Raw genomic sequence first — 26,674 nt, 5'->3', positions numbered from 1 at the left:
GGTCCGTCCGTTCAGCTCCAGGTGCGATCCCAGGAATACTCATCATCCCAATGATCCGTAGGCTGCCAGATGCCGGTGACCCCCGGCTGCAGATGCTGCGAGATCACCTCGTCGACGACGTCGTCGATCCCCAGGCCCGGCTTGTCCGGAACAGTGATAAAGCCGTCCTTCACCAGCGGCTTGGGAAGCCCGGTAACGATATCGTCCCACCAGTCGACATCGGCGGAGTGGTATTCGAGCGCCATGAAGTTTTCGGTTGCCGTCGCGACGTGCGCGGCGGCCATTGCGGCGATCGGACTTTCCGCCATGTGTATGGCCATGGGAACACCATGCTCCTGCGCCATATCGCCGATCTTCTTGGTCTCGAGGATGCCTCCAGTGGTGAGCAGATCCGGGTGAATCACGGAGACGCCGCCGCTCTTGAGCAGGGGCTCGAAGCCCTCCTTGAGGTATATGTCCTCGCCGGTGCAGATCGGCACCGTGGTGGAGTCCTGCAGCTGTCGATACTGCTCGGTATACTGCCACGGGATCACATCCTCGAGCCAGGCTGGCACGTATTTCTCAATTCGCCTGGCAAGGCGAATGCCGTTCTGCATCGAGATATGGCCGATATGGTCGATCGCAAGCGGAACCTGCATACCGATGACCTCACGCACCTCGGCGATGTACTGCTCGAGCAGGTCGAGGCCCTTGTCGGAAAAGTGGAGTCCGGTAAACGGATGCTGGACGTTATGCAAATCGTAGGCTGCATTGCGGACAAGCCGCTCTTCAATGGTCTTCAGCGGCCCGCGGCTGGGACGGTCGCGGTATCCTTCCAGTGAGCCGGCGGGAAAGACGACGGCACCGGGCACATCGGCGATCTGCATCAGCCCCAGGTCCATCTTCAGGAAGGTGAAGCCGAGCTCCATGCGCTGCTTGAGGCGCTTGCCGGTTGCGGTGCCGCTCGCCACAGCGGCGTCGGTATCGCAGTAGACGCGCACTTTCTCCCGAAATCGTCCGCCGAGCATCTGGTAGATGGGGACGCCATAGGCTTTTCCGGCAAGATCCCACAAGGCGATTTCAACCGCCGATACGCCGCCGCCTTGCCGTCCATGCCCGCCGAACTGCTTGACCCGGCGAAACAGTCGATCGATGTTGCAAGGGTTCTCACCCAGCAGCCGGCTCTTCAGCATCAGCGCGTAGGTGGCGCTGGCGCCGTCGCGGACCTCGCCAAGCCCGACAATGCCCTGGTTGGTATAAATCTTCAGCAGCACCGAGGTGAACGGCGCGTCGACAATTTCGGCTACCCGCATGTCGGTTATGCGAAGCTCGGAAGGCTTGGAATGCGTGTTGACCCGATTGAGCGCCTCGTCGGCTGCATATGCCTCTGGCATGATTTATCCTCGTTTCGGTCGGCGGGATCGTTGCCGCACACGGCGGCGGCGTAGAGCGTTGCTAGGCCAGATCTATCTCGTGGCTTTCAAGGTAGTCGCGGTTCATTTCAACGCCGAGACCGGGCCTCGGTGTAAGCTTTAGGCTGCCGTTCGAAACATCGAGCGGTGTGTCGATGAGGTGGTCGTATTTGCCGAGGTTCCACTCCGACGTTTCAAGCTTGTAGAAGTTGGGAACGGTCATCATCACCTGCGCTCCGGCAACTACGTTGATCGGTCCTGCGGCGTCATGCGGCGATACCGGGATGTAGTAGGCTTCGCATAGGGCTGATATTTTCTTGAGCTCGGTAATGCCGCCGGTCCAGGTGACATCAGGCATGATGTAGTCGGCGAGCTTGTTTTCGAGCACCGGCACGAAATCCCACTTCGTGTGGCCGCGTTCGCCCCACGAGATAGGGGCGCTGACCTTGTCGCGGACCTGTCTGAGAGCATTGAGGCTCTCCGGCGGACAGGGCTCCTCGAACCAGTCGATCTGGCCAGCTTCCTCGAGGCTCCGACAAAGGCGAATGGCGGTGGGAACGTCGAACCGGCCATGCGCATCGATGAGGATGTCGACATCAGAGCCCGCCGTTTCGCGGATCAGGGCGGTGAGCTCGGCGGCCTCACGCTCATCCTTGCGCGTCATGCTGCCATCGAGGTAGCCGTCCCGCTGTTCGCGAGCCTGTCCATCGGCGGTGCTGCCCTGGTAGGGGAAAGGATCGAACTTGAGCGCTGTGTGACCGGACTCGACGATGTCTCGAATTTCCCTGACCACCGCCTCTTTGCTGGTAAACTTGGCCTGGTTGGGATGGGTGTAGAGCGCGATTTCATCGCGCACCGGCCCGCCCAACAGCTCGTAAATCGGCTTGCCAAGGACTTTGCCCCGGATGTCCCAGAGGGCTATGTCGATGGCGCTCACGCATTCGACGGCGGCGCCGCGACTGCCCATGTAGGTGAAGCTGCGGAATATCTTGTGCCAAAGATACTCGATGCGCGCCGGGTCCTCGCCCATCAAAGCGGCGCCGATCTGCCGCAAGATCGTGCAGAGGGCGCGATTGGCGAGCCTTGTCGTGGTGGTGATCTCTCCCCAGCCGCTCACCCCCTCGTCGGTCGTCACTTCGACAAACAGAAACTCTCCCCAATAGGAAGAATCGGACTTGATTAGCCACGGCCGAACGCTGGTGATCTTCATCTCAATTGCCTTTACCTGAAGTGTTCCGGGTAACGATATTCATCCGGCGCGAGCGGCGTTACGCGCACGCATGTGTTCGAGGATGTGTCGGCCTGAGCCTTCGACGTGGCGTGCAATAAGTTCGGCTGCCTCGTTCGCCCTTCCGGCTTTGACATGCGCGATGAGCTCGCGATGCTCGCTCAGGATCGCCGCACGCCGGGCAAGCGTAAAATCGAAGCGGCGGCTCACGGCTCGAAGCACTTCGCGATGCTTCCACCAAAGCTCGGCGGCATGGCGGTTGTAGTGCTTCCGGTACATGACGGTATGAAAGGCGGTGTCCAGTTCGCTATGCCTTACCGTGTCGGCAAAGTTGTTCTCTTCAATGAGGCTTTGGATGCGTTCGAGTTCAGCAATGTCCTCCACCGTCGCCATATTCACGAACCAGCGCGTCAGTGACGGCTCGATCAAAACGCCGATCTCGTAGATATCCCGAACAAAGTCCTGATCGATGGGCCGGACGCGCGCTCCGCGGTTGGGAAAGAAAGTGACAAAGCCCTCCCCGCGCAACAGCTGCAAAGCCTCTCGCACGGGGTTGGTCGAGGTGCCGTGGCGCCGGGCGAGATCGGTGATGACGAGCCGCTCGTTGGCCGCGAGCCGCCCTTCGATGATGTCGTCCCTGATCAGTTGGTAAACAGACGCGCCCTCGCTCGAGGCCCCTGTAGCATCGATCCCCTCAGGGGGCTGTGCTTTAAATTCGCTTGTTTCAGTCAAGACTGTCCCCAATCCATACATACATTTTCGGGATATCATGCAAAAACTCCCAAAACAATGTACGATTTCTTCAGTTGACAGACAATCCTCGACATGAAAACGTATGATAAGGTCGAAGGGATACATTAAGTGGGAGAATCCCACGGCCTGGGAGCAAGACCGCTCGCCTCGATGCAGAGCGGCTTGGGAGAAAACCTGGGAGAATACCTATGACGAGTCTTTCGCTCGGCGGTGTCGTCGTACGCGGCACTGTATCCACTGCTTTGATGGTATCGTTGATGTCCGTGTCTGCGCTCAGTGCGCCGGTCGACTTGAGCCAGTGGTCACCGCAATATGTGCGCTCCATCGCCGGCACGCAGGAGTTCGACACGGCGGCCGATTGCGGCAAGGTTACCCCGCTCGACTATAAGGGCCGCCTGACATTCTGGTATCAGGGCGTATTCGAGGGCGACCCCGACCTCCTGCGCCAGTATTACAAGGACTTCTTCGAGACCTTCCGCAAGACCTACCCAAACATCCAGCTTGAGGAACAAGCCCTCACCTATAACGACCTGCTGGACAAGTTCCGGACCGCGCTTTTAGGCAATGCCGCGCCCATGGCGGTCCGCCTGCAAATCCTCGGCGGCACCGAGTTCGCCTCGAAGGGCTATTTGCAGCCGCTCAAGCCCGAGGATGTAGGCTATTCGACCGAGGATTTCTGGCCGGGCGCCATGAAGGCTGTGACCTGGGAGGGGGAAACCTACGGCATTCCAACCAACAACGAGACGATGGCGTTCATCTGGAACGCCGACATCTTCAAGCGTGCAGGCCTCGATCCGGACAAGGCTCCGGCAACCTGGGACGACGTCGTCAAATATTCCAAGCAGATCCACGACAAGCTCGGCATTGCCGGCTACGGCCTCGTGGCTCGCAAGAATGCCGGCAATACGCCGTACCGGTTCATGCCGCAGCTGTGGGCCTATGGCGGCGGCGTCTTCGACGAAGCGACCGCCAACCCGACCTATAAGGAGGTCCAGCTCAATAGCCCGCAGAGCAAGGCCGCATTGCAAGCCTCCTACGACATGTACGTTCGCGACAAGTCGGTTCCGGTCTCGGCGCTCACCAACCAGCAGGCCGACAACCAACCGCTCTTCCTCGCTGGCCAGCTCGGCATGATGATCTCGCACCCGTCCGACTACAACGTCATGCTCGACCTGCAAAAGAAGACGACGGGCAGCGATAAGGACAAAGCCCAGACCGTCATCGACAACATGCGCTACGGCCTCATTCCGACTGGCCCCGACGGCAAGCGTGCCGTCGTGTTCGGCGGCTCCAACATCCACATCCTGAAGCCGGAATATGTCGAGGGCGGCAAGGTAGACGAGCCGGCCGCAAAGGCCATCATCTGCATGTGGACGAGCCCCGAATGGTCGCTGAAGATGGCCTATGCCGGCTCGAACCCGGGCAACCTGAACGGCTTCAAGACCAAGTGGATGAAGGAACGTCTTGATAACATCAAGTTCCTTGATGTCACGACTTCGATGCTGCCCTACGGCATCCCGTTCCCGGCGCTGCCGCAGTCGCCTGAGATCATGAATATCATCGTCCCGGACATGCTGCAGAACGCCCTCACCGGGGCGATGACAGTCGACCAAGCAGCGGACGACGCAGCCAAGAAGGTAAAAGACCTGATGGACGGCGGACTCTAGTCAATCCTGACGATCTGACCGGCTGCACCTCGATTGCAGCCGGTTTGTTCCGAAGAATAAGGGCACCGCACCGTGACGATCTTGACTGGCAAGGCCGAGGCTCACCGAAGACTGCAACCGGATCGGTCCGGCGTGCTGCGAAACATCTTGGAGCATCGCGCTGACTATGCGTACGTCCTTCCCGCGATCGCCGTGATGCTCATCGTCATTGCCTACCCGATCTACTACACGATCGAACTGTCGTTTTTCAATACACCGCCTGGCCTGCAGCTCCGGGACAAGATCTTCGTCGGCTTCGACAACTACACCGCCATCCTCACAAGTCCGGTGTTCTGGAAGGTCACCTCGAACACTCTTATCTGGACACTGGGATCCACTCTCATTTCATTTGTCCTGGGATTTGCCTGCGCACTGGCGCTCCATCGCGACTTTCTCGGCCGCGGAATTCTGCGAGCCATCCTGATCATTCCCTGGGTCATCAGCGCGGTCGCCGCCTCCTACATCTGGAAGTGGATCTACCATTCCGACTTCGGGATCATCGGCGCGGTGCTGGTCGGCCTCGGATGGGCCGATCGGCCGCCGAATTTCATCGACAGCGTCAGCACAGTGCTGCCCTCGTTGATCGTCGTCAATATCTGGCGAGAGTTTCCCTTTGCCATGATCATGATGATGGCTGGCCTGCAGACCGTTCCCGACCAGTTGCTGCGCGCCGCAAAAGTCGACGGAGCCAACGCATGGCAGCGTTTCTGGCACGTCACCTTTCCACACTTGAGAAACGTCTCGACGGTAACGATCCTTCTGCTGGCAGTCGCCAACTTCAATTCTTTCATCATCCCCTGGATCATGACCGGCGGCGGGCCCTCGAACGCATCGCACATCTGGATCACCCACATTTATGAACTCGCCTTCGGCCGCCAGCGCTGGGGGGTGGCATCGGCCTATTCGGTGCTGCTGTTCTTGATCCTGATGTCGCTCGGCTACTTCTACGTCCGCGCGCTGAGCGGGAATGAGCAGAAGGATGGGAGCGCATGAGCGCGATCGCCGAGACTGCTCATCGAAGCCAGGCCCGTCGCCGTATCCGCATCGACGGATGGCGGTGGGGTGGACGCATCTTCCTTGTGTTCATGCTGCTTTACACTGCATTACCGATGATCTGGATGTTGATCACCTCTATCAAATCCGGCTTCGCGGCCATGCAGTTTCCGCCGCAATGGTGGCCGGACCAACCCACCCTCGCCAGCTACCAGAAATTGCTCGATCCGCAAAACAGCGTCGGCCAGGACTTCCTGCGCTTCTTCTGGAACAGCCTTTTCGTCTCCACCGCCACGACCATCCTTTCGGTGATCGTGGCCGTTCCTGCGGCCTACGCGTTTTCGCGCTTCACCTTCCCGGGCCGGAACTTTCTGTTCTTTGCCGTTTTGCTTCGCAACATGTTCCCGGCAGTGATCTTCCTCGTGCCGCTCTTCATCCTGATGCGCGCGATCGGGCTGGTGAACACGCACGGGTCGCTTGTCCTGACCTACCTCACATTCGGCCTGCCGCTGGCAATCTGGCTCCTCAAGGGCTTCTACGACAACATCCCGGTGCAACTCGAACAAGCGGCGCGCATCGACGGGGCAACACGGTTCCAGGCCTTTCTCCTGATCGTCATGCCGCTCTCGGCGCCGGGAATCATCGCCACCGCGATCTATTCCTTCATCGGCGCATGGAATGAGTACATCTACGCCTACACCTTCCTCTCCAAGAACGAGCAGCTGACCCTGCCGGTCGGCATCCAGCGATTCTTCTCGGAAAACACGACGGACTTTCCGGGTCTTATGGCGGCCAGCTTCATGATGAGCGTGCCGGTCGTCGTCCTGTTCCTTGTCCTTCAACGATACTTCGTACGCGCCCTAACCGAAGGCGCAGTCAAGCACTAGGGAGTTGCCGGTGGCCCACGTGGTCCTCAAAGATCTGGTCAAGACCTATGGCAGCTTCAAAGCTGTCAACGATGTTTCGCTGACGGTCAATGACGGCGAATTCGTTGCGCTCGTCGGTCCTTCAGGCTGCGGCAAGACAACCACGCTCAATCTTGTGGCGGGGCTCATCCCTATCACATCCGGCGACATCGTCATCGGCGAGCGGGTGGTCAACGACCTCGACCCCAAGGACCGGGACATCGCAATGGTGTTCCAGAACTACGCGCTCTACCCGCAGAAATCCGTGTACAAAAACCTGGCTTTCCCGCTGCAGATGCGCAAACTGCCACGCGACGAGATCGACAAGAAGGTCAGGGAAGCAGCGCGGGTGCTCGACATGACGCAGCTCCTCGAGCGCAAGCCGCGCGAACTTTCGGGCGGCCAACAGCAGCGCGTGGCGCTCGGCCGTGCGCTCGTTCGCGATCCGGCCGTATTCCTGATGGATGAACCGCTTTCCAACCTCGACGCAAAGCTGCGGGTGCAGATGCGGTCGGAGATCAAGCGTTTCCACCAGGATCTCAAGGCGACGATCATCTATGTGACCCACGATCAGCTCGAAGCGGTCACCATGGCCGACAGGATGGCGGTGATGAACGGCGGCTATCTGCAGCAATACGATACTCCGGCGCAGGTCTTTGCCAATCCGGTGAACATGTTCGTCGCCAGCTTCGTCGGCAGCCCGGCCATGAGCCTAGTCCCATTGGAGGCATCAACGGCAAGCGGCGACAATGTGTTGATCAGCGCGGAGGGATGGCGCCTCGAGCTTTCGCCAAAAAATGCCCAGAAAGTTGCAAGGTCATCCACCAAGAAAGTCGTGCTCGGCGCGCGCCACTCGACGATCAAGCTGCACAAGAGTGCGACGCCTGGGAGCGTCCCTGCCAAAGCCTACACGGTGGAGCCGACCGGTGATGTCACCTTCGTGCAGGCGTTCCTATCAGGCGCCATCGTCAATGTCAGCGTGCCGCCGACCATTGCGGTCACGCCCGACGAACAGATTTGGCTCGAGTTCGATCAGGAGCGAATGCATCTGTTTGACGGCGAAACGGAAATGGCCCTCAAGGCCAACTGAGAGCAGGCGGATGCGGGTGAAACGAGGGCGTGGATGACGAAGCTTAAAATCACGGCGATCAAGCCCTACCCAGTATGGGTAGGAACGCGCAACCAGATGCTGGTCAAGGTCGAGACCGACAGCGGCATCTTCGGCTGGGGCGAGAGCGGCTTGAGCGGTCGCGAAAAGGCCGTCGCCGGTGCGATCGAACACTATCGCGAATTTCTCATGGGCCGTGACGCGATGCAGACTGGTCGGATTTGGCAGGAAATTTATCGCAGCCAATATTTCGAAGGCGGGCGCGTTCTGCAGGCGGCGATTTCCGCGATCGACATCGCCCTTCACGACATCAAGGGCAAGGCGCTGGGGGTTCCAGCCTACGAACTGCTGGGCGGCAAGCAGCGCGACCGCATTCCGACCTTCGCCTCGACCGGCGACGAGGCCGAGGGCGAGGTTGCCATCGAACGAGCCCGCGAACTCCGCGCACAAGGGTGGCAGGCGATCCGCTTCTTCCCCATCGGGCAAAACAGCAAGGACATCTTTGAGCCGCGGGAGTCGATCGGCGTTACCGCAGCGATGCTGAACAGGGCGCGCGAGGCGCTGGGCGACGACGTCGTCCTCGGCATCGATTATCATCATCGGCTGTCGGTGGCCGAGGCGGCGAGCTTCTGTAACAAGCTCGACCGTGGCGTGCTTGATTTCCTCGAGGAGCCAATACGAGACGAGACACCAGAGGCCTACGAATCCCTGCGCACCATGACCGACATCCCCTTCGCCATCGGCGAGGAATTTGCCAGCAAGTGGCAATTCCTGCCCTATATCGAGCGTGGCATCCATCAGTTCAACCGGCTCGACATCTGCATTGTGGGCGGGCTCACCGAAGCGATGAAGGTCGCGGGCTGGAGCGAGGCGCACTATGTGGACCTGATGCCGCACAATCCCCTCGGCCCAGTCTGCACGGCCGCGACCATCCATCTCGCCGCCGCGGTGCCGAATTTCGCATGGCTCGAGACCAGGGCGCCCGAAGCGAAGCTCGGCTTCGACAATTCCGATTTCTTTCCCGTGCAACCACGGCTCGACGGCCCGGACTATCCGGTCAGCGATCTGCCGGGGCTCGGGGTCGAGGTCAACGAAGAAGCGATCAAGGCGGAGAGCTTTCGTTTCTGGGAAGCGCCTCACCTCAAGCGCCGCGACGGTTCTGTTACAAACTGGTAGTTTCATCCACCGGAGCCTAAGATGACGCATACGCCCGATATTCCGCGACCGCCCAGAGACATGATCGACGCACTGAAGGAGATCGGCGCCGCGACCATTGCCGGTACGCTCGGCCATATGGGCTTCCGCAATCCGCATATGGTCGGCCCGGTATCGCAGAGCCGCGGGAAGTCCATCGTCGGCCCGGCGCTGACGCTTCAATTCCTGCCGCAGCGGCCCGACCTTTTCACCGAGGGAGAATATGCAGATCCGGAGACGCAGTTGCACCGCCATGTGCTTTATCACGTGCAGGAGGGCGATGTGGTCGTGGTCGACGCGCGCGGTGACATGAGCTCGGGCGTCTTTGGCGATATGATGTCGACCTATTTCAAAGGCAGAGGCGGCGCCGGCATCGTGATCGATGGGTGCATGCGCGATCGGCCCAATGTCGAGAAGCTCGATCTCCCTTTGTGGCTGCGCGGCTGGACGCCCAACTATCATGTGCAGACTGGCATCTATCCCAACGCCGTCAACGTTCCGATTGCCTGCGGCGGTGTCACCGTGATCCCCGGAGACATCATCGTCGCCGACGATGACGGGGTGGTGGTGCTTCCAGTCGCAATGGCCCCGAAGGTAATCGAAGAATCGCAAATGCATCACGATTGGGAGGAGTTCTCGCGAGCGAAACTTATGGAGGGCGGCTCGTTGCAGCGCTACTATCCGCTGCATGACGATGCCCGGACAGAATACGAAGAATGGCGCAAAACACACCGCCTGGGAACAATCTAGACAATGCATTGCTCCAGAGGGCGGCGAACTTTGTGAGGCGTTGCCGGCGATCTGCGAGCCTACTTCGCAGTGAACGTCAGGTGTCGGAATCACCGCTCAGCCGCGGGCTCTTGGCTAGTGATTCTTGATTAATTGTGCCCCAACTTAAAACGCTCTATTTTTCTTGCGGGGTGCCTCGACGAGACGGAACGTTCTGCTTCACAGCGCCGTCGGACCACTTCGGTTACCGCACCAATCCCGGGTGCCGTTCGACGACACGATCTACGAGGAGACGAGCGATGGGCGCAACCACGCCAGACAACATCATGCGGCTTGGCATGGGGTTCTGGGCCTCCAAAGCCATGCTCAGCGCGGTCGAGCTCGGCGTCTTCACCGAGCTCGCGGCCGGCTCGGCCGACCTGCCCGAGCTGCAGGCCAGGCTGAAACTGCATCCCCGCTCAGCCCGCGACTTCCTCGACACCCTGGTGGCCCTGAAGCTGCTCGAACGCGAGGACGGCCGCTATCGCAATGCCACTGATACGGATCTCTTCCTCGACAAGGCCAAGCCATCCTATATCGGCGGCATCCTCGAAATGGCCAATGCACGGCTATACGGTTTCTGGGGTTCGCTTACCGAAGCCCTGCACACGGGAGAACCGCAGAACGAAGCCAAGCACAGCGAGGACTTCTTCGCGGCGATATATGCGGAGCCGGCACGACTGCGCGGGTTCCTCGAGGCGATGAGCGGGATCAGCGCCGGTGCGGCGCAGGCGATCGCCGCCAAGTTCGACTGGTCGAAATACACGACCTTCGCCGATGTGGGCGCGGCGCAAGGCATGGTGCCGGTGGTGATCGCCCGAGCTCATCCGCATCTCCAGGGTCTCGGCTTCGACCTGCCCGCCGTGCAGCCGATATTTGACGAGTTCGTCGCCCGGCACGGCCTTGCCGACCGCATCCGCTTCCAACAGGGCAATTTCTTCGACAGCCCGATGCCGAATGCGGATGTGATCGTAATGGGGCATATCCTCCACGACTGGGATCTTGCCGAGAAGAGGATGCTGCTGGAAAAAGCCTTCGCCGCGCTGCCGAACGGCGGGGCCCTGATCGTCTACGACGCCGTCATCGACGATGAGCGCCGAAGCAACGCCTTCGGCCTGCTGATGAGCTTGAACATGCTGATCGAGACCCGCGGAGGGTTCGACTACACCGGCGCCGACTGCCAAGCCTGGATGCGCGACGCCGGTTTCGTGTCCACGCGCGTCGAGCCGTTGCTGGGGCCGGACTCGATGGTGATCGGATTCAAGCCCGGCTGAGCGGAAGCGGCGACCTCGGCCGTTGTTCAGCAAGATCGATCAATGGCACGATGTCGATCGCCTTTGCCCTGACCCGGACCAGGGAAGGCGGCGCTGCCCTCCCCCAAAGTTGATGCGCGGTGGGTTGAAATAGTCTTCTTCATATCCATCATTCTCTGCATGAAACGAATTGTCGTCATCGCGTGCACGTGCATGGCCTTTCTCGCCGCCTGCTCACGCACCGAACCTCTCGAAGTGTCTGCCGCGCCCTCCGTTTCACCCGGCGCCGCCCCAGTCAGCGATCAAGCTGTAATTGCAGAGGTGGTCGGCCGCGGAACTGTCGGAACGAAAGCTCTCGCGTGGGCAAATCCGTCGACCGGGAGCGCAGAAGTTATCGAACAGATCGACACCCACGACAGGGTTGATGGATGCCGTGGTTTCGTAACAAGTCGCCAGTCCCTAGAGGGTACTGCGCGCTTCGATGGCGTCGTTTGTCCTTCTGGGAATTCTTGGAAGTTAGCAGCAACGACCCACTAGCGTAACCACTGGCAACGTTTTTGCCAAAGACTGTCCTTTTCCCGGGGGCGGCGTTCACACCACGCAGGTGGCATCGCGAAACGGCGCCCAGATAGAAATCTCCACCGACTTCCGACCCAAATCTCGCGAGCATCTCAGGGGATCTGAACAACCCGCTTTGTAGTGGGGCGGTCAGGACGGAGCGCTTTTTTGACATCAAGCAACGCCCGAAAACGCTTCCTTTCCGGGCTTGGCCGTGATGGTGGCAATGATGGTGAGTGGCGCGCCGGCTTCAGGCCCCTGTCAACGCCCCATGGACGAGTGCGCGCAGTTCTTTGCGCACGGGAATGGCGCTCGAGGGCAACAGTTGCGTGAAGAGAATCACAACCATGTCGTCGACCGGGCTCACCCAGAAGAAGGTGCCTGCCGCCCCGCCCCAGCCATAGTCTCCCACCTGCGCCGAAATTTGTGCCTTGGCCGGATCGAGGACGACGGAGCCCAACAGACCAAACCCGACGCCATCAAATTGGGTCTCGGCCCAAACCTCGGCTGCCAACGAGGCAAGATCGCCTGGCAGGTGATTGCACGCCGCCAATTTCAAAGTGCGGGGACTAAGGATGCGTTCGCCGTCGAACTCACCTCCAGCACGTAGCATTTCGGCGAACCGCCAATAGTCGTCGATGGTTCCGACTAGCCCGCCTCCGCCGCAAAAAGTATCAACCTTACCTTGCCCCCAGGCCGAAACCTCCGGCGCTTCGTGCAACGCCATGCCGCCAGCCGTAGCCTCATAGAGCGGGGGGAAGCGGCCGATCCCGGACTCCGGCACATAGAAACCGGTGTCTTCCATGCCGAGGGGCTCGAATATCCGCGTCGCGAAGTACTTGTCGAGCGTCATACCGGAAACGACTTCAACGATGCGGCCGATGACATCTAACCCGGTGCTGTATTGCCATTTCGTACCCGGCTCCCATTCCAATGGCAGCTCGGCGATCCTGCGCACCATCTTGTCGAGCCCACCGTAGGCAAGGGCGAGGCCGAGTTTTTCTTTGGCATAAGCTTCGCCGAGTATTCCGGGGTTCGTAAAAAGACTTAGGCCAGATGTGTGCGTCAGCAGATGGTGGATCGTCATCTTCGTTTTGACGGGCACGGTTTGGTCGAGCGACGTTGCGGCCGGTATCAGAAGCTGCATGTCTTTGAATTCCGGCAGGTAAGCTTCGACCGGATCGTCGAGATGAATTCGCGCCTCCTCGTACAATATCAACAGCGCGACGGCGGTGACAGGCTTAGTCATCGAGTAGATGCGGGCGATGAGGTCGCGCTGCCAAGGCCGCTTGGCTTCGACGTCGACGTGCCCGGCGCAGTCGAAAAAGGCGAGCTTTCCATGGCGCGCGATGAGCACGGCACCGCCAGGCCAGCGCCCGGTGTCGGCATAGCGCTGCATCCACTGCTTCAGTCGCGCCAGCCGCGCCTTGTCGAAGCCGAGGTCCTTAGAATCAAGAACTGGTTCGCTACTAAATTGTCTCATTGGGCAAATGCGCTCCCGCGCAGTATCGCCAATAAGTTCCTATATTACGCCGCCGCTAATATAAATGAAATGGACGAGTAGATGGGCTATTCCTCCTAAATTGCCTCAAGGAAGCATGACGCAGCATCTCCCTCGCCTTCAGGAACTTCGCCCGCCCCACCAATCCCGGCTTCAGCCATTCGGCCTTTTCCTTCGCCAGTCCCTTCGGCGGAGGGGCGCCTGATTTGGCCTGAGCGCTTGTCCCCTAGCGTTCGCCGTTTGTCTGCTTTGAAATGACGACGGCGCCGTCCATCTAAGGCTGAAATGAGAACGGTCTGCAGCGGTTAAAGATTGCCCCCTATTTCTTCGAAAGATCGGCGAGAAGCCGATCCAGAGCAGTCCTCCACTTGACGCTCTCATCGTCGCTCGTAAAATCGCGGTCCATCGCATGGAATCCGAGTGCCCGATAAGCTTCGAACTGCTCTTCTGAAAGCACAAGGGTTTCGCAGGAATCGTTGGTTGCGGAGGCAGGATTCGATCCGCCGGCCTCCAGATGGTGGGCCTGCGGAAAAAGCGTGATAGCTTGCCGTAATGGGAGCATCTTCGATTCGATTTGTGCACATCACGTTTGCGGCTCTTGCCGTTGCGCTCGCGATGATAGTGGACGCTCATTCTGAGGACCGGACCTATTCACTGAGGTACGCGCTAGTCCTTGAGGGCAAAGATCCTATTGCTGGCGACGCTAAGTGCGTCGCTAGTATCCCTTGCGAGTTTTTTACCGGCTCCAATAGCGACATTAAGTTTAAGTTCACACGTTCCAACGGCGAACTCCAGGTTGATTGCTCCGAATGCTCGCTTAGCGGCGGAAGAAACAAAATATGGTGCGACAGTTGTGGCGTGAACTATCTCTACAAAGGACGTGAATACGGCGGCATTGAAACAATGTTGGTCATCCGCAACAGACCGTTGTTGGGGACGCTTCCGTTGACTTACTAAGACCCCGGTTGCGGGGCTTTCCACAGGGACACGATGGAAAGAATGGCGGGAATCAAACGTGGCGATCTTCATGGAATGCGAACCACAAAGCGAACTGTGGGAAGATGAAGACGACGCATACGGCTGATCGGCGAGGCGCGTCGGTGGTTGCGGGGCAGGATTTGAACCTGCGGCCTTCAGGTTATGGCCACAGACAAATACCGATCCCCAGGTTCATAAACGTGGTGCGACTTTCACAGTAGCCTCATACCTCTCCTCCCACGCATGCCCGCAGCCAAATTCGTCACACTGCGCCGGTCCGTGGGATGCAAAGAGTTCGAGTTCCCCCTGATCGCAAAGCCTCATCTAACGCAAAAACCCCGCGGTTGTTGCACTACCGCGGGGCTCTTTGACGCCTGACCAGGGAGAGGAGGTCAGGCAGCCTTAACTTTACCCGATGTGCGGGCCCATTCGGGCAGCCAGTCGCCGTGGGCGGCGAGCAGGTCGTCGACCAGCGACCAGATCTGGTCGAGGTCGAGTTCGGCCGCCGTATGCGGGTCCATCATCGCGGCGTGGTAGATGTGCTCGCGATTTTCGGTCATCAGCGCCTGCACCGTCAGTTCCTGCACGTTGATATTGGTGCGCATCAGCGCCGTCAGTTGCGGCGGCAGCTCGCCGATGAAGGTCGGCTGGATGCCGGAGGCGTCGACGAGGCAGGGCACTTCGGCGGCGCAATTTTCCGGCAGCGAGGTGATGCAGCCATTGTTGCGCAGATTGCCGTAAATGACCGAGGGTTCGCCGGTCCAGACCGAATTGATGATCGAGGAGGCATATTCCTTCGACGGCGTCACCTCGATCTTGTCGGCCGAGCGATAGGCCTCGGCCTGGCCCTTCCAGCGCTCGATCTGCTCGATGCAGCGCTTCGGATATTCATCGAGCGGAATGCCGAATTTCTCGATCAGGTCCTCACGGCCTTCCTTGATGAAATAGGGCGTGTATTCGGCGAAATGCTCCGAGCTTTCGGTGACGAAATAGCCGAGCCTGGTCAGCATCTCGTAGCGCACCTTGTTGGGGCAGCGCGGATTCCAGCCGGGCTTCGGCGCCCTGCCCTCGCGGTAGCCGCGCAAGAGATCGGGATAGAGGTTGCGGTAGGAGCCGTCGGGCTGGCGATGCTCGAATTTGAGATAGAAGGCCATGTGGTTGATGCCGGCGGCGCGGTAGCGGATTTCCTCGTAGGGAATGTCGAGATCGTGCGCCAGCTCCATCGCCGTGCCCTGCACCGAATGGCAGAGGCCGACCTGGCGGATGGTCGGATATTTCTCCGAGATCGCCCAGGTGTTGATCGCCATCGGGTTGACATATTGCAGCATGATCGCCTCGGGGCAGACGGCGAGCATGTCCTCGCAGACCTTCCAGAGATGCGGCACGGTGCGCAAGCCCCGCATGATGCCGCCGACGCCGAGCGTGTCGGCGATCGTCTGGCGCAGCCCGTATTTCTTCGGCACCTCGAAATCGGTGACGGTGCAGGGCTCATAGCCGCCGATCTGGAAGGCGACGACGACGAAATCGGCGCCTGAAAGCGCCTTGCGCTGGTCGGAGTAGGTCTCGGCCTTGGCCTTGACGCCGAGCGTCGAGATCAGCTTGTTGACGACGATGGCGCTTTCCTCAAGCCGCTGCGGGTTGAGATCCATCAGCGCGATCGTCGCACCCGAGAGTGCGGGACGCTGCAAAACGTCGCCGATGATGTTCTTCATGAAGACGGTGGAGCCTGCTCCGATGAAGGTGATTTTGGGATTTCCTGCCATTATAGCCTCCGGCATTCGATAATCATGCTACCTCGAAAGCGGCCTTGACGAGCCGTTCGGTGTAGGCGGTCTTGGGATTGGTGAGCACTTCGTCGACGGGCCCCTCTTCCATGATCTTGCCATGCTGCATGACGATGACGCGATGGCAGAGCGCCCGGACGACCTTGAGATCGTGGGAGATGAAGAGGTAACTCAAGCCGCGCTCGTCCTGCAGCTTGCGCAGCAGTTCGATGATCTGCGCCTGGACGGACAGGTCGAGTGCGGATGTCGGCTCGTCGAGCAGGATGAATTCCGGCTCCAGCGCGATGGCGCGTGCGATGGCGATGCGCTGGCGCTGGCCGCCGGAAAATTCATGCGGGAAACGCGACAGGATATTGCCGGGCATGCCGGCGGCAACAAGCGCCTCGCGCACCCGGTCCTGCCGTTCGGCCCTCGTAGCGCCCAGCCGGTTGACGACGAGCCCTTCCTCGATGATCTGGCCAATCGTCATGCGCGGATTGAGCGAGGAGAACGGGTCCTGGAACACCACCTGCATGCGGGCCCGCAGCGGCCGCATCTCGGCCCTGGAAAGGCCGTGGATCGGCTGACGGTCGAAATGGATCTCGCCGGCCTGCGGCGTATTCAGCCGCAGGATCGCCTGGCCGAAGGTGGTCTTGCCGGAGCCTGATTCGCCGACGAGGCCGAGCGTCTCGTGACGACGGAGCGTCAGGCTGAGGCTATCGACGGCGACGAGCTCACGCATCTCGGGTTTCAGGAAGGTGCCGTGGCGCAGCATGAAGCCGACACGCACGCCCTTGGCGTCGAGGATGATGTCGGAGCCCTCCGGCAGCGGATTGGCTTGTCCACGCGGCTCGGAGGCGAGCAGATGTCGGGTGTAAGGGTGCTGCGGATTGGCAAAGAGCGCCTCGGTGACGTTGTGTTCGCGGACCTCGCCATGCTGCATCACATAGACGTAATCGGAGAACTGCCGCACCACCGTCAGATCATGGGTGATGAGGATGACCGCCATTCCCAGCTCTTTCTGCAGGTTGCGGATCAGATTGAGGATCTGCGCCTGGACGGTGACGTCGAGCGCCGTCGTCGGCTCGTCGGCGATCAACACGTCGGGATCGTTGGCGAGCGCCATGGCGATCATCACGCGCTGGCGCTGGCCGCCGGAAAGCTGATGCGGATATTGCCTGAGGCGGGCGGCCGGGTCGGGAATTTGCACATGTTCGAGCAGCTCGAGGGCGCGCTTTTCCGCATCCCGCTTGCTGATCCGGCGATGGACGCGGATCGCCTCGACGATCTGGCTGCCGATCGTATAGATCGGGTTCAGCGAACTCATCGGCTCCTGGAAGATCATCGAGATGCGGTCGCCGCGCAGCTTGCGGCGCGCCCGCTCTGAGAATTTCAGGATGTTACTGCCGTCATAGGAGACCGTCGATTTGGCGGAGACGACGGCGCGCTTCGACAGGAGACCCATCACCGTGCGCGCCGTCACCGACTTGCCGGAGCCGGATTCGCCGACGATCGCGATGGTCTCGCCGCGATAGAGCTGGAAGGAGACGTCCTTGACAGCCTCGACCATGCCGTCCTCGACCTTGAAATTCACCGCCACGTTGCGGGCGTCGATGATCGGCGTGTCCGAGCGGCCGTCATGATCGTGGCGGACGGGCGGGGCGAAGGAATTGACCAGTGCAAGAGCCATATCAATCACCTCAATATGGATCGACCGCGTCGCGCAGTCCGTCGCCGAGCGCATTGAAGGCGAAGACGGTGACGAGCACGAAGCCGACGGGAGAAAGAATCCAGGGATAGGAGCCGATGACCGAATAGGTCGCCGTATCCTGCAGCATCAGCCCCCAGGAAATCAGCGGCGGCTTGACGGCAAAGCCGAGGAAACCGAGGAAGGATTCCAAGAGCACGACACTCGGTATGTGCAGCGTCACCGCGACGATGACGTGGCTCAGCACGTTCGGCAGGATATGCTGGATGATGATGCGCCGATCGGTGGCGCCGACCGCCATCGCCGCCCGGACATAATCGATGCGGGCAAGTGCCAGGGTCTTGCCGCGCACCTCGCGCGACATCTGCGCCCAGCCGAGCGCCGACATCACGACGATGACGAAGGCGAGGAAGACATTGGTCGGCGCCGTCACCGGGATCAGCGAGGTCAATGCGAGATAGAGCGGCAGCTGCGGGAAGGCGAGCACCAGCTCGACGAAGCGCTGCAGCCAGACATCGAAGGTGCCGCCGAAATAGCCGGAAACCATGCCGACCGTCGTGCCGATCAGCGTGACGATGAAGACCACTGTCAGCGCGATCATCAGCGAGATGCGCGAGCCGATGATGGCGCGCGACAGCACGTCGCGGCCAAACTTGTCGGTGCCGAGGAAATGAACCGGCTGGCCGTCAACCGAGCCGAAGAAGTGCCGGTCGGCCGGGATCAGGCCGAGCAACGTATATTCCGCACCCTTAACGAAGAAGCCGAGCAGCCGCGGATTGTCGTAGTCCATACCGACGATCGGCTGAAAGGTAACGGGATCGAGTTCCTCGGAATCTGACAGCGCATAGACACGCGGCTGGAAGACAAAATTTCCGTCCTTGTCGTGGAAGCTCATCACCTGCGGCGGCGCGAAGCCGACGTCGGTCGCCTTCGGGTCCATCGGTGCGAAGAAATCGGCAAAGACCGCCATCAGAATCAAGAGCCCGACGAGCACCAGCCCGGCAACGCCGGTCCAGGAGCGCCGCAACCGGCGCCAGACGAGTGCCAGATAGCTTTCACTGCCATGCGAAGGCTTTTTGACTGCTGGTTCGGTTGTCGGAGGCGTGTCGGACGAATCGAAAGCAAGCATTTCAGGCTCCTCCGAACTGGCGTACGCGCGGATCGAGCAAGGCGAGCAGCATGTCGGCGATGATATTGCCGACGATCAGCGTCGCCGACAGCACCATCATGAAGGTGGCGGTGACATAGACGTCGCCGATCGCCATCGAGCCGACGATCGCCGGGCCGACGGTCGGCAGCGCGAAGATGATCGCGGTTTCGATCTCGCCGGTCAGCATGTAGGGCAGCACGACACCCTGATACATCACCAGCGGATGCAGCGCGTTCGGCACCGCATGGCGCATCACCACCGCGCCACCGGACAGGCCCTTCGCCTTTGCCGTCTCGACATACTGCGCATTCAGCGTATCGAGCAGATTACCGCGCATGACGCGCATGTTATAGGCGAGCCCGCCGAAGGTGGCGATCGCCACGACAGGCCAGACATGGCTGACGAGGTCGACGAATTTCGCCCAGGACCAGGGCGCTCCGCCATATTGCGGCGAGAAGAAGCTGCCGATCTCCGTTACGTTGAACTGGAAGACCAGGAGATAGACGATGATCAGCGCCATCAGGAAGCGCGGCACCGTCATGCCGAGGAAGGAGACTGCCGAAAGCGTGCTGTCGATCCAGCTATATTGCCGCGTTGCCGCCCAGATGCCGAAGCCGATGCCGAGCACCGAAGCGAAGATGTGGCAGACGAGCGCCAACAGCAAGGTCCGCGGCAGGCGCTCGCCGACGACGTCGGCAACCGGCTTGTTGTAGAACATGCTGTAGCCGAAATCGCCGCGCGTTACGATGCCGCCGATCCAGTTGACGTATTGGACGACCATCGGCTTGTCGAGGCCGTGCTCGATGCGGTAGGCCTGCGCCTGCGCTTCGGCCTGGGCATAGGATGCGCCGCCCTGGTTGATCAGCTGGGATCTTATATAATCGGCGTAATCGCCGGGCGGTGCCTGGATGATCGCGAAAGTCACCACGCTCAGGATCAAGAGAACGGGGATCGCGGAGGCTATGCGCACGAGCAGGAATCGTAACATCTAACGGTTCGCTTCTCTCTGCCGCCAGTCGCTCCTTGTCAGCGCGGCCGGCTCGTTGGTCATATCAGGCCGCGCGCGGCACGCGCGGCCCGGAACTCACTTCAGCTGGGAGGGAACCCTCTAGCGCATCGCGTCAGGTGCGACGCGCTTCAGCTCTTCATCTCCGGGCCATGGGCCTCAGTTGATCGGGCCCTTGTCGCCGGGCTTGCCGGGCAGCTGCTCGGGGAACAGCTCATATTTGCCCTGCTTGTCGGCAGCCACCCACAGGCGTTCGCGGATCACCGAATCTTCGGCCCAGTTGAACATCATAATCGGCGTTCCCTGGGGCACGTTGGAGAAGCGCTTGTTGACGATCAGCGCGCCCGGATATTCCGTCAGGCCGACCGTATTGACGTGCTCCGTCGAGATCTTCTGATACTGCTTCATCAGATCGACGCGCTCGTCATTGTCCTGGCTCGTCCTGAACTTGTTGACGACGTCGACAAGCTGCGTTTCGAACGGCATCAGATCGAGCTGGTCATCCTTGCCGGCGCGGTGATGCCAGCTGGTGCGCGGACCGACAGGAGCAAGCTGCTCGGTATTCTGCACCACCGACGACAGCTCCGTCGTGTTGCGCTGGATCAGCCAGTCGAAGCGGCCGGCATAATGGGCATCGTCACGCTTGGCGCCGTCGAGCGCATTGATGACGATCTTCAGGCCGAGCTTCTCCATCTGGCCGACGACACCTTCGGCAAGACTCTTGTCGGTCGTGTACTGATTGTTGATCAGCATGACGATCTCGACATCCTTGCCGCCCGCCGTGCCGGCCGGGAAGTTCACGATGCCGTTGCCGTCAGTGTCCTTGAGGCCGGCTTTGGCGAGTTCCGCCTTGGCGCCCTTGAGATCGAAGGGATAATAGACGGTGGAGTTGCGATCGTAGAAGCTGGTGCCGGAGGAAAGTCCGCCCGGATAGATCGCCGTGAACGGCCCCTTGACCAGCGAGTCACCGATCGCCTTGCGATCCAGCGCCATGGTAACGGCCTTGCGGAAGTCCTCGTTGCGGTTGAGCTCGCGGATCGCCTGGCCGCGCTCGTCCGGGTTGCCCCAGCCATTGGCGGAGAAGTTCATCCGCAGGTTATAGCCGATCAGGCGCGGGCCAAAGGCAAGGCGGGCGGGCGCGGTCTTTTCCGCAGCGCGCTTCAGCGAGGCGACGAAGTTTTCCGGCTGCTCGAGGTTGGAGAAATCCGCGGATCCGGCCACCGCCTGAACGTCACGGTCGGCCCATGTCGAGAGCTTGTAGTGCAGCTCATTGAGATAGGGCAGCTGGTTGCCCTTTTCGTCGACCTTCCAGTAATAGGGATTGCGGCGCAGGACGATGATATCGTCAGGGCGATATTCCACCGGCACCCAGGCGCCCATCACAGGCATGTTCATGAACTCCGGCGGAAAGGCGTTCTTGAACTGGTCGTAGGTGTTCTTCGAATATTTCGGATGCTGCGGTTTGAGGATGTGCGACGGACCCGGGCAGAAGTTCGGGTAAGCCATCGTGTAGAGGTACTGCTTCGGGAAGGCTTCCTTGAAGGTCCATTCGACCGTGTAATCGTCGATCTTCTTCAGCGTCGTGCCGACACCGAAGGCCTCAGGCGAAGCGCCGCCGCCGAGCGGCGAGACGTTCGGGTCGATGACCTCGTCTTCCCAGTAGAACATGATGTCGTCGGCATTGAACGGCGCGCCGTCGGACCACTTGGCGCCTTCGATCAGGTGCATGGTCAGCTTATGGCCGTCCTCCGACCAGTCCCAGCTCTTGGCAAGGTTCGGCAGCGGCTCGGTATCCTGGGCCTTCACCTGGAAGAGCGGCGCGGTGCGCGTCAGGCATTCGGACAGGCCGATATCGATGCCGCCCCAGCCCTGCGTCTGGCCGGCGCCGTAATTCCAGCCTTCCGGCCGGCCACCGATGACATGGCGCATCGTATCGCCGTAGACGCCGATGCCGTCGGGCATATTGCCCGTCTTGAAGACCAGCGGCTCCTTCGGCAGCCGGTCCTTGACCGCCGGCAGCTTGCCGCTGGAGACGAAATTCTTGGTGACCCAGTCGGGCTCGTGATATTCGGGCAGCGCCTTGAACTCCAGGATGGAGTCGCGCGCGACATAGTTGATCTTGCCTTCGGCCGGGAACTCCGGCGGCACCGGCGGGACGGTCGCCTCGGAGGCATAGGCATTCAGCGCCATGACTGAGACGCCGAGCGCCAGTCCGGCCAGAATGCTTGTTTTGCGGAAATTCATCATCGTTTCTCCCTCTGTTTCGGAGCGCGGTCACGCGGGCTCCTTTTCCTCGCACGATGTGAAAGCGGGTTTGATGTCATGGATTTCCCTCCCGGAAACCCATGACGACCCATCTTCCACGAAAAAGTCAGACGGCCTGTTTCAGCGCCGCCTTTTCCGCACGCAGCTCCTCGATCGAGCGGACGTTGCGGCGCGCAGCCCCCGCCCAGTCACGGGTCTGCACCTTGGATTTCGACAGCCGCTCCTTGGCGGTCGGCACGGCATCGGCATATTGCGGCAGCCAGCGCGCCTGGGCAACGACCATCTCGTCGACCATCTGCCAGACTTCCTCCGGCGTCGAGACGGCGCCAACCAGCGGATCGTGCAGCACGGCAAGCTTCAGGAGGTCGATATCGCCGGAGATGGCCGCGTGCACCGACATGCGCTGGACGTTGATCGAGGCGATGCAGGTGGCAGCACAGGCTTCCGGCAAGGTGACGCCGGAGACCATGTTGATGCCGAAGCGATCGACGAAGCCGGGCGATTCGATGATCGCATCGGATGGCAGGTTGGTGATGACGCCATTGTTCTTGACGTTGAAATGGCCGCGATAGACCCGGTTCGTTTCCAGTCCCTCCAGGATGTGGCTGGCATGTTCGTTCGAGCGCCTGGCCGGATCGATCGGCCTGGAGGCGGATTCGAGGAACTGCGGGAATTCCGTCTCGAACCAGTTGCGGGTTTCCGTCGAGTGCCGGAGGTAGCCGCCGGTCTCGCCATGGATCCAGTCGGACATGTCGATCCAGCGGGTGATTTCCTCCGGCCGCTTGCGGTACCAGGGCAGATATTCCGACAGGTGGCCGTTGCTTTCGGTGGAATAAACGCCGAACCGCTTCAGCACGTCGATGCGCAATTTCTCCTGCTGCGAATAGACGGGATGCGCCTCGAAGGCGGCGACCAGCTCGTCCTTGCCGATCCTGCGGCCGTTGAGGCGCAGGTCGATGAACCAGGTCTGATGGTTGATGCCGGAGCAGATGTAATCGAGCTCGCGCACCGACGTGGCGCCGAGCACCTCGGCGATCTGTTCGGCGCCGTGCTGCACGCCGTGGCAGAGGCCGACAGTGTCGACCTTGCCATATTCGATCGCCGCCCAGGTGTTCATCGCCATCGGATTGGCGTAGTTGAGGAACTTGGCGCCCGGCTCAGCGACTTCTCTTATATCCTTGCAGAAGTCGAGGATGACGGGAATGTTGCGCTGGCCATAAAGGATGCCGCCGGCGCAGATCGTATCGCCGACGCACTGGTCGATGCCGTATTTCAGCGGGATCCTGATATCGTCGGCATAGGCTTCGAGACCGCCGACCCGCACGCAGCTGATGATGTAACGCGCGCCTTCCAGCGCCTTGCGGCGGTCGGTCGTCGCCGTCACCTTGGTCGGCAGCTTGTTCGCCTCGACGACCCGGTCGAGGATCGCCTTGATCATCTCGAGGTTATGTTCGCTGATATCGGTGAGCGCGAATTCGATGTCGCGAAACTCCGGAACGCACAATATGTCGGTGAACAGCTTCTTGGTGAAACCGACGCTGCCCGCACCGATGATAGCGATTTTGAAACTCATGATCTTCACCTCGACCCAATCGAATGCTAGAGAAAAGATTGATATGGAGGAACAGACCGCATGCCGGCACATGTGGTTGAAAAAGCCGTAAAACTGCCTGTTTTCCTCCCGACCGATCGATCGGCCGTGCTCTCTTCCTTGTTGTCGAGCGGGATTATGCCCGAATTCGGCAGGCCGACCAGAGAAGGATTATGCTTTCAGGGGTAATTTTGTGCTGCAGGATTTAATCGCCAACGGACAGTCGATGAGGACGGTCTCGCTACCCCGCGGCCGTCAGCGGTTGCACGCGATGCCGACCAGCGCCGGTTACGAGGTGCGCGAGAACGAAACCTATGATTGGGACGGCCGCAGACGCGGCCAGACGCCGTTCACCGTGCTGCAGCACACGATCAGCGGCAGCGGCCGGCTGCGCTACCAGAACCGCAACTATCGCCTTCAGGGCGGCGACACGCTCCTCGTGCTCGTGCCGCACAATCACCGCTACTGGCTGGAGAAGGGCGACCGTTGGGAGTATTTCTGGATTTCGATGAACGGCGAGGAAACGCTGCGCATCCACAAGCTGGTACTTTCCACTGCCGGTCCGGTCTTGAAACTGCAGCCCTCGACCATCGATCATCTCGCCGATTGCAGCCTCCGTCTCGTCAAGGGCGCGACCTCGGCGGGAGCGGCCTCGGCGATCGCCTATGAAGCCGCGATGGCGCTCTATGACGACGTCTTCGGCTCGCCGGCCTTTGCCGCCGAGCTCAGCCTGATGCAGCCTGTCATCGATCATATCAACGCCAATCTCGACAAACCGCTGCCGGTCAGCGAACTCGCCGGCATCGTCGGCCTCAGCCGCGCGCATTTCTCCCGCAGCTTCGCCGAGAGCGAAGGCATGCCGCCGGCGGAATACGTGCTGCAGCAGCGGCTGCAGCGCGCCGTCAAGCTTCTGACCAAGGCAGACTTCCTGCCGGTCAAGGAAGTTGCCATCATGTGCGGCTTCGAGGACGCAAACTATTTCTCGAAGGTCTTCCGCCGCGTCTACGGCACCAATCCGACCGAATTCCGCACGACCGGCATGTATGCCAGCATCGGCAAGCTTCGCTGAGCGCCTGATCACCCGAAAGGCGCAACGCGAAATCCATGGCTAGGTGGCGGTTTGACATCGCTTGAACGAACGGCAATGTTGCTTTTCCGGACCTCCGGTCGCCTGCCCGGCGGACGTCGCGAGCAATGGAATTTTCTCAAGGACTATTCGATGACAGCGACGAAGGTTCTTCGACCGGTCATTGCCATAGCGGTTCTGGCCGCACTCAGCCTTCTCTCGCGAGTCGATTTCAATGCTTGACAATCCCACTTGGCCCGACGTGCTTTCCGATCCCATCGTCCAGGTCGGAATGCTGGCCGTGGTCGGCGCGATGGTTACCCGAATTGCCCTTCGCCGCTTCCCGAGCTGGAAGCTGGCCGGTCAGGTGTTCTTCTTCGCGGCGCTGACCATCCTGCTTCTCTATCACGATATCGTGCCCTATGAGGTCAGCCCGACATCGTCGTCCACCTTCGAACGTGTCTTCATCGGCCTTGCCAAGGTGGTCTGGTGGATCAATGCCGCCTGGGCCTTGATCGGCTTCGTTCGTGTCTTCTTGATCTTCGAACGTCAACCGCGGGAGGGGCGCCTCGTTCAGGATCTGGTTATCGGCCTGATCTATCTCGGCGCGATCCTTTCGGTGGTAGCCTATGTCTTCAGCTTTCCCGTCGGGACGCTGATCGCCACCTCGGGCGTCTTCGCCATCATCCTCGGCCTGGCGCTGCAGAGCACGCTGAACGACGTCTTTTCAGGCATCGCCCTCAATCTCGGCCGGCCTTACACAATCGGCGATTGGATCGTCCTCACCGACGGCGTCGAAGGGCGTGTCGTCGAAACCAACTGGCGTTCCACGCATCTCCTGAACGGCACGAACGACCTCGTCATCCTGCCCAACAGCTTCCTTGCCAAGGTGGGGCTGACCAACCTCAGCAGCCCCGACCGCAGCCACGGTGTCATGCTGACGGTCCGCGTCGTACCGACGGCGGGGCCATCGACGATCGTCGAGGTCATGCGCACCGTGCTTTTGAGCAGCGGCTCTATCCTGACGGAACCAATGCCCGGCGTACAGGTCAAATCGCTCAATGCCGATGCGGTGGAGGTTGAGCTTTCTTTTCGCGTCAGGGATATTGGCCACGCTGGGCCGGCGAAGAATGAGATATTCGATCTCGTCTATCGCCACATCAAGGCTGCCGGCCTCACCCTGGCGCGGCCGATCGATGTCGCGGGCCCGCCGCCCGACCGGATGCAGCCGGAAGAAATGGCAGGGCCGCATCGTCCGACGCCGCTGAAGCTCCTCGATGCCATCCCCCTGTTTTCCTCGTTGACGGAGGACGAGAAGGAAACGCTGGCCGCCTCGATGACGCGGCGGACCTTCAAGAAGGATGCGATTCTGATTGAACAGGGGGATACGGTGGCTTCGCTGATGATCGTGCGCAGCGGCGCCGTCATCGCGACGCGGAAGGAGGGCCAAAAGGAAATCGAAGTCGGACGATTGGCACCGGGCGACTATTTCGGCGAGAGCGGACTGCTGATCGGCGCCGGCGAAGCGGCAAGGCTGCGCGCCCTTACCTTCGTGGTCATTTACGAAATTGCGCAGACCAGTCTGACACCGCTGCTGCACGACCGGCCCGGCATCGCCGAGGAGCTCGCCGCCACGCTGTCCCGCCGCATAGAGACCGGCCAGCATTCATTCGTGACCGAAGGCACAACGTTGAACGGCAGCTCGATGACCTCGTTGCTTATGCGAATCCGCCACCTGTTCCAGGTGCCGCAATAGCGGTCAATGCCAGCCGAGACGATTGTCGGTGCG

Annotated in this window: 20 protein-coding genes; 10 read left to right on the top strand and 10 right to left on the bottom strand. The window is 60.6% G+C overall.

Annotated features, from left to right (window positions below):
• Positions 1 to 11 precede the first annotated feature (11 nt).
• From NL154_RS26020 to NL154_RS26010, 3 genes are all read right to left on the bottom strand, one after another.
• Entirely contained in the window at positions 12 to 1,373 is a 1,362-nt protein-coding gene (locus NL154_RS26020; RefSeq protein ID WP_434734490.1) for a mandelate racemase/muconate lactonizing enzyme family protein, read from the bottom strand.
• 61 nt (positions 1,374 to 1,434) lie between these two features.
• Positions 1,435 to 2,601, bottom strand: coding sequence for a mandelate racemase/muconate lactonizing enzyme family protein (locus tag NL154_RS26015; RefSeq protein WP_210632581.1), 1,167 nt, complete (start codon positions 2,599 to 2,601; stop codon positions 1,435 to 1,437).
• 39 nt (positions 2,602 to 2,640) lie between these two features.
• Entirely contained in the window at positions 2,641 to 3,351 is a 711-nt protein-coding gene (locus NL154_RS26010; protein WP_210632580.1) for a GntR family transcriptional regulator, read from the bottom strand.
• A gap of 209 nt (positions 3,352 to 3,560) precedes the next feature.
• Here NL154_RS26010 and NL154_RS26005 point away from each other — a divergent pair, with 209 nt between their 5' ends.
• From NL154_RS26005 to NL154_RS25970, 8 genes are all read left to right on the top strand, one after another.
• Positions 3,561 to 5,039, top strand: coding sequence for an ABC transporter substrate-binding protein (locus tag NL154_RS26005; RefSeq protein ID WP_210632579.1), 1,479 nt, complete (start codon positions 3,561 to 3,563; stop codon positions 5,037 to 5,039).
• 72 nt (positions 5,040 to 5,111) lie between these two features.
• Positions 5,112 to 6,071 carry a carbohydrate ABC transporter permease gene (locus NL154_RS26000; RefSeq protein ID WP_210632578.1) on the top strand — a complete coding sequence of 320 codons (960 nt, stop codon included), beginning with the start codon at positions 5,112 to 5,114 and terminating at the stop codon, positions 6,069 to 6,071.
• On the top strand, positions 6,068 to 6,958 hold the full coding sequence (locus tag NL154_RS25995) for a carbohydrate ABC transporter permease (protein WP_210632577.1): 891 nt from the start codon (positions 6,068 to 6,070) through the stop codon (positions 6,956 to 6,958). The genes NL154_RS26000 and NL154_RS25995 overlap by 4 nt, the downstream gene beginning before the upstream one ends.
• Before the next feature lie 10 nt (positions 6,959 to 6,968).
• Positions 6,969 to 8,066 (top strand): ABC transporter ATP-binding protein, encoded by a 1,098-nt coding sequence (locus tag NL154_RS25990; RefSeq protein WP_210632576.1) that lies wholly within the window; start codon positions 6,969 to 6,971, stop codon positions 8,064 to 8,066.
• A 33-nt stretch (positions 8,067 to 8,099) separates the two neighbouring features.
• On the top strand, positions 8,100 to 9,260 hold the full coding sequence (locus NL154_RS25985; protein WP_434734489.1) for a mandelate racemase/muconate lactonizing enzyme family protein: 1,161 nt from the start codon (positions 8,100 to 8,102) through the stop codon (positions 9,258 to 9,260).
• 21 nt (positions 9,261 to 9,281) lie between these two features.
• Complete coding sequence (locus NL154_RS25980; RefSeq protein ID WP_210632574.1) at positions 9,282 to 10,028, top strand: ribonuclease activity regulator RraA; 747 nt, start codon at positions 9,282 to 9,284, stop codon at positions 10,026 to 10,028.
• 278 nt (positions 10,029 to 10,306) lie between these two features.
• The gene (locus NL154_RS25975; protein WP_210632573.1) at positions 10,307 to 11,320 is read left to right on the top strand and encodes a methyltransferase; all 1,014 of its coding nucleotides are present in this window, start codon (positions 10,307 to 10,309) and stop codon (positions 11,318 to 11,320) included.
• Positions 11,321 to 11,479: 159 nt separating this feature from the next.
• The gene (locus NL154_RS25970) at positions 11,480 to 11,836 is read left to right on the top strand and encodes an RT0821/Lpp0805 family surface protein (RefSeq protein ID WP_434734488.1); all 357 of its coding nucleotides are present in this window, start codon (positions 11,480 to 11,482) and stop codon (positions 11,834 to 11,836) included.
• 271 nt (positions 11,837 to 12,107) lie between these two features.
• On the opposite strand, the gene NL154_RS25965 is transcribed toward NL154_RS25970, so the two are convergent.
• From NL154_RS25965 to NL154_RS25935, 7 genes are all read right to left on the bottom strand, one after another.
• Positions 12,108 to 13,340 carry a serine hydrolase domain-containing protein gene (locus tag NL154_RS25965; protein WP_434734487.1) on the bottom strand — a complete coding sequence of 411 codons (1,233 nt, stop codon included), beginning with the start codon at positions 13,338 to 13,340 and terminating at the stop codon, positions 12,108 to 12,110.
• Between the two features lie 1,388 nt (positions 13,341 to 14,728).
• Positions 14,729 to 16,099, bottom strand: a complete 1,371-nt coding sequence (locus tag NL154_RS25960) for an alpha-glucosidase/alpha-galactosidase (protein ID WP_221153293.1) — start codon at positions 16,097 to 16,099, stop codon at positions 14,729 to 14,731.
• A 22-nt stretch (positions 16,100 to 16,121) separates the two neighbouring features.
• Complete coding sequence (locus tag NL154_RS25955) at positions 16,122 to 17,789, bottom strand: ABC transporter ATP-binding protein (RefSeq protein WP_221144901.1); 1,668 nt, start codon at positions 17,787 to 17,789, stop codon at positions 16,122 to 16,124.
• 10 nt (positions 17,790 to 17,799) lie between these two features.
• On the bottom strand, positions 17,800 to 18,936 hold the full coding sequence (locus NL154_RS25950; RefSeq protein WP_221124005.1) for an ABC transporter permease: 1,137 nt from the start codon (positions 18,934 to 18,936) through the stop codon (positions 17,800 to 17,802).
• Between the two features lies 1 nt (position 18,937).
• Positions 18,938 to 19,945, bottom strand: coding sequence for an ABC transporter permease (locus tag NL154_RS25945; RefSeq protein ID WP_168296502.1), 1,008 nt, complete (start codon positions 19,943 to 19,945; stop codon positions 18,938 to 18,940).
• Between the two features lie 177 nt (positions 19,946 to 20,122).
• Positions 20,123 to 22,210: an ABC transporter substrate-binding protein gene (locus NL154_RS25940; protein WP_210632566.1), complete on the bottom strand. Its 2,088-nt coding sequence runs from the start codon at positions 22,208 to 22,210 to the stop codon at positions 20,123 to 20,125.
• Between the two features lie 124 nt (positions 22,211 to 22,334).
• On the bottom strand, positions 22,335 to 23,801 hold the full coding sequence (locus tag NL154_RS25935) for an alpha-glucosidase/alpha-galactosidase (protein ID WP_210632565.1): 1,467 nt from the start codon (positions 23,799 to 23,801) through the stop codon (positions 22,335 to 22,337).
• A gap of 244 nt (positions 23,802 to 24,045) precedes the next feature.
• On the opposite strand from NL154_RS25935, the gene NL154_RS25930 reads away from it, so the two are divergent.
• Together NL154_RS25930 and NL154_RS25925 are read left to right on the top strand one after the other, a co-directional pair.
• Entirely contained in the window at positions 24,046 to 24,888 is an 843-nt protein-coding gene (locus NL154_RS25930; protein ID WP_210632648.1) for an AraC family transcriptional regulator, read from the top strand.
• A 232-nt stretch (positions 24,889 to 25,120) separates the two neighbouring features.
• Positions 25,121 to 26,641 carry a mechanosensitive ion channel family protein gene (locus NL154_RS25925; protein WP_434734486.1) on the top strand — a complete coding sequence of 507 codons (1,521 nt, stop codon included), beginning with the start codon at positions 25,121 to 25,123 and terminating at the stop codon, positions 26,639 to 26,641.
• The last annotated feature ends 33 nt before the right edge of the window (positions 26,642 to 26,674 follow it).

The organism is Rhizobium sp. YTUHZ044 (assembly GCF_051123975.1).
In the GTDB taxonomy this organism is placed as follows: domain Bacteria; phylum Pseudomonadota; class Alphaproteobacteria; order Rhizobiales; family Rhizobiaceae; genus Rhizobium.
The sequence above is the reverse complement of the archived record's forward strand: the minus strand, read 5'-3'. Positions and strand labels throughout refer to the sequence as shown.